This is a genomic window from bacterium (genome assembly GCA_021372775.1).
GTDB lineage: Bacteria > Acidobacteriota > Polarisedimenticolia > J045 > J045 > JAJFTU01.
This window is the reverse complement of the sequence record JAJFTU010000429.1, coordinates 1-2,533: the sequence shown is the minus strand read 5'-3', so window position 1 is coordinate 2,533 and position 2,533 is coordinate 1. Positions and strand designations below refer to the sequence as shown.

Annotated in this window: 2 protein-coding genes; both read left to right on the top strand. The window is 71.0% G+C overall.

Annotated elements, in window-relative coordinates; translation table 11 throughout:
• Window positions 1-201 precede the first annotated feature (201 nt).
• Window positions 202-1,656: an aminoacyl-histidine dipeptidase gene (locus LLG88_14825; protein MCE5248179.1), complete on the top strand. Its 1,455-nt coding sequence runs from the start codon at window positions 202-204 to the stop codon at window positions 1,654-1,656.
• Between the two features lie 137 nt (window positions 1,657-1,793).
• Window positions 1,794-2,372, top strand: coding sequence for a TetR/AcrR family transcriptional regulator (locus tag LLG88_14820; GenBank protein ID MCE5248178.1), 579 nt, complete (start codon window positions 1,794-1,796; stop codon window positions 2,370-2,372).
• Window positions 2,373-2,533 lie beyond the last annotated feature (161 nt).

Below are 2,533 nucleotides of genomic sequence, written 5' to 3'. Positions count from 1 at the left end.
AGCATGCCGGGGATGGAAAGCAAAGGGCGTGCCGCCGCAAGTCGTTGATTCCAAAGGAGCGGGCTCGGCGGAAACGTCCGCCGGCGGACGGCCCCGTCCGCCCGCGGACGACGGCCGACCAACACGGTCGGCTCCACGTTGTAAACTAAGCGTCCGCTCCGGGGGCTGCCCACGGCCGGCCGGGCGGCAACGGAGGATGAGATGAGCCAGACCGACCCGTTCGCGGGGATCGAGCCCCGCGCTCTTTGGAGCCATTTCTCGGCGTTCACGAAGATCGCCCGCCCCTCCGGACAGGAGGCGGCGATCGCCGCCCACGTCCGCGATTGGGCCGCGTCGCGCAACCTCGAGGCCGTCGTCGACGCGGTGGGGAACGTGATCGTCCGCGTGCCGGCGACGAAGGGGCGCGAGAAGGCGCCGACGGTGATCCTGCAGGGTCACCTCGACATGGTCTGCGAGCGCAACGCCTCGAGCCCGCACGATCCGGAACGCGGCGACATCCACGTCGTCCGCGACGGCGACTTCCTGCGCGCGGACGGCACGACGCTCGGCGCCGACAACGGCATCGGCGTGGCGGCGGGGATGGCCGTGGCCGACGATCCGACGGTCGTCCACGGGCCGCTCGAGTTGGTGATGACGATCGACGAGGAAACCGGGATGACCGGCGCGCAGGGGCTCGACGGCTCGCTGCTGAAGGGCCGGATCATGCTCAACCTCGACTCGGAAGAGGACACCGCGCTCTTCGTCGGCTGCGCCGGCGGCGGCGACCTGCGCTTCCAGTTCGAGGGGACGCGGGCCAAGGTCGAAGGGACCGCGCTCGCCGTCAAGGTGGAAGGCCTCCAGGGCGGCCACAGCGGCATCGACATCAACAACAACCGCGCCAACGCGATCCACACCCTCGTCCGCCTCGTCCAGGAAGGGGCGAAGGTCTCCCCGGTCTGCCTGGCCTCGATCGCCGGCGGCAGCAAGCGGAACGCGATCCCGCGCGAAGCGCACGCCGTCGTCGTCGTGCCGGCCGACAAGGAAGCGGCCTTCCGCGCCGCGCTGAAGACGCTGGTCGAAGACCTGCGCTTCCAGTTCAAGGGCCTGGACGACGGCCTCGACGTCAAGGTCGAGGCGGCCTCCGCCTCCGACGCGTTCGGCGTCGCCGACAGCGCGCGGCTGCTCGACTTCCTCCGCGCCATGCCGAGCGGCGTGGTGGCGATGAGCAAGGACCTCGCCGGCCTCGTCGAGTCCTCGACCAACCTCGGCGTCGTCTCGACGAAGGGGAACGAGGTCGAGATCCTCACCCTCGCGCGCTCCTCCGTGATGCCGGCGCTGCGCGACATGCTCGACGCCCAGACCGGCCTCGCCCGGCTCGCCGGGATCAAGTCGGAGTACCTCGGCGGCTACCCGGGCTGGAAGCCGAACATGGAGTCGAAGGTCCTCGACGTGACGCGGAAGGCCTACGCGCGCCTCTTCGGCCACGAGGCGGGGATCACCGCGATCCACGCCGGTCTCGAGTGCGGCCTGATCGGCGAGCGGATCCACGGGATGGACATGGTCTCCTTCGGCCCGCTGCTCGTCGGCGTCCACGCGCCGAACGAGAAGGTCAGCATCCCCTCGGCCCAGAAGTTCTGGAAGCTCCTCGGCGCCGTGCTGGACGACCTGTCCGCCTGACGTCGGAACGTGTCCGCAAGGGCGGCGGCGTCGGCTTCGGCCGGCGCCGCCGCCTTTTTTTGCGCCGTTTCTTGCGGCCGTCGGAGCGGGGTCTTATCGTTATGACCATGACTACCGAAAAGTCAATCCACGCGCGGATGACGACGGACCGCATCCTCGATGTCGCCCGTCGCCACTTTGCCCGCTTCGGCTACCGCAAGTCCTCCCTGGTCGACATCGCCAAGGAGCTCGGCGTGGTCAAGGGGGCGCTCTACTACCACGTGCCCGGCGGGAAGCGGCAGCTCCTCGAGCTGGTCTGGGCCCGCGAGGACGAGCGGATGTACGAGCTGATGACCTCGGCCGCCGCCGACCGCGAGGCCCCGGACGAGGCGCTCGTCGCCGCCGTCGAGGCCAAGCTGCGCCACCTGCGCGAGCTGAGCGACCTCTACGCGGTGCGGCGCGACGTCGGCTTCGAGCTGGCCACCGTGCTCCGCGAAGGGGAGCGCGACGCCAAGCGGCGCGAGCGGGAGCTGCTCGAAACGATCATCGCCCGCGGCGAGACCGCGGGGGTCTTCCGCGAGTTCCGGCCGCGCTCGGTCGCCGCCGCCGCCATTCAGGCGCTCGTGGAGGCGATGGTCGCCGCCGACATCTACGACGCCCCCCAGGGGACGGACGGACACCGGTTGATCGACGCGGTGCTCGACCTGCTGCTTTCCGGGCTCAAGAGGCGGCCATGAAGCGCCTCGCGCTCGCGGCGGCGATCGTCGCGGCGGCCGGCCTCGCGGCCCGCGCGGAGACCCCCGCGCCGTTCGAATCGCTGCTCGCCAAGGCGCTGCAAGGCCCCGCCGCGCAGGAGGCGAAGGCGCAGATCGACCGCTCCGCGGCCGACGCCGACGCC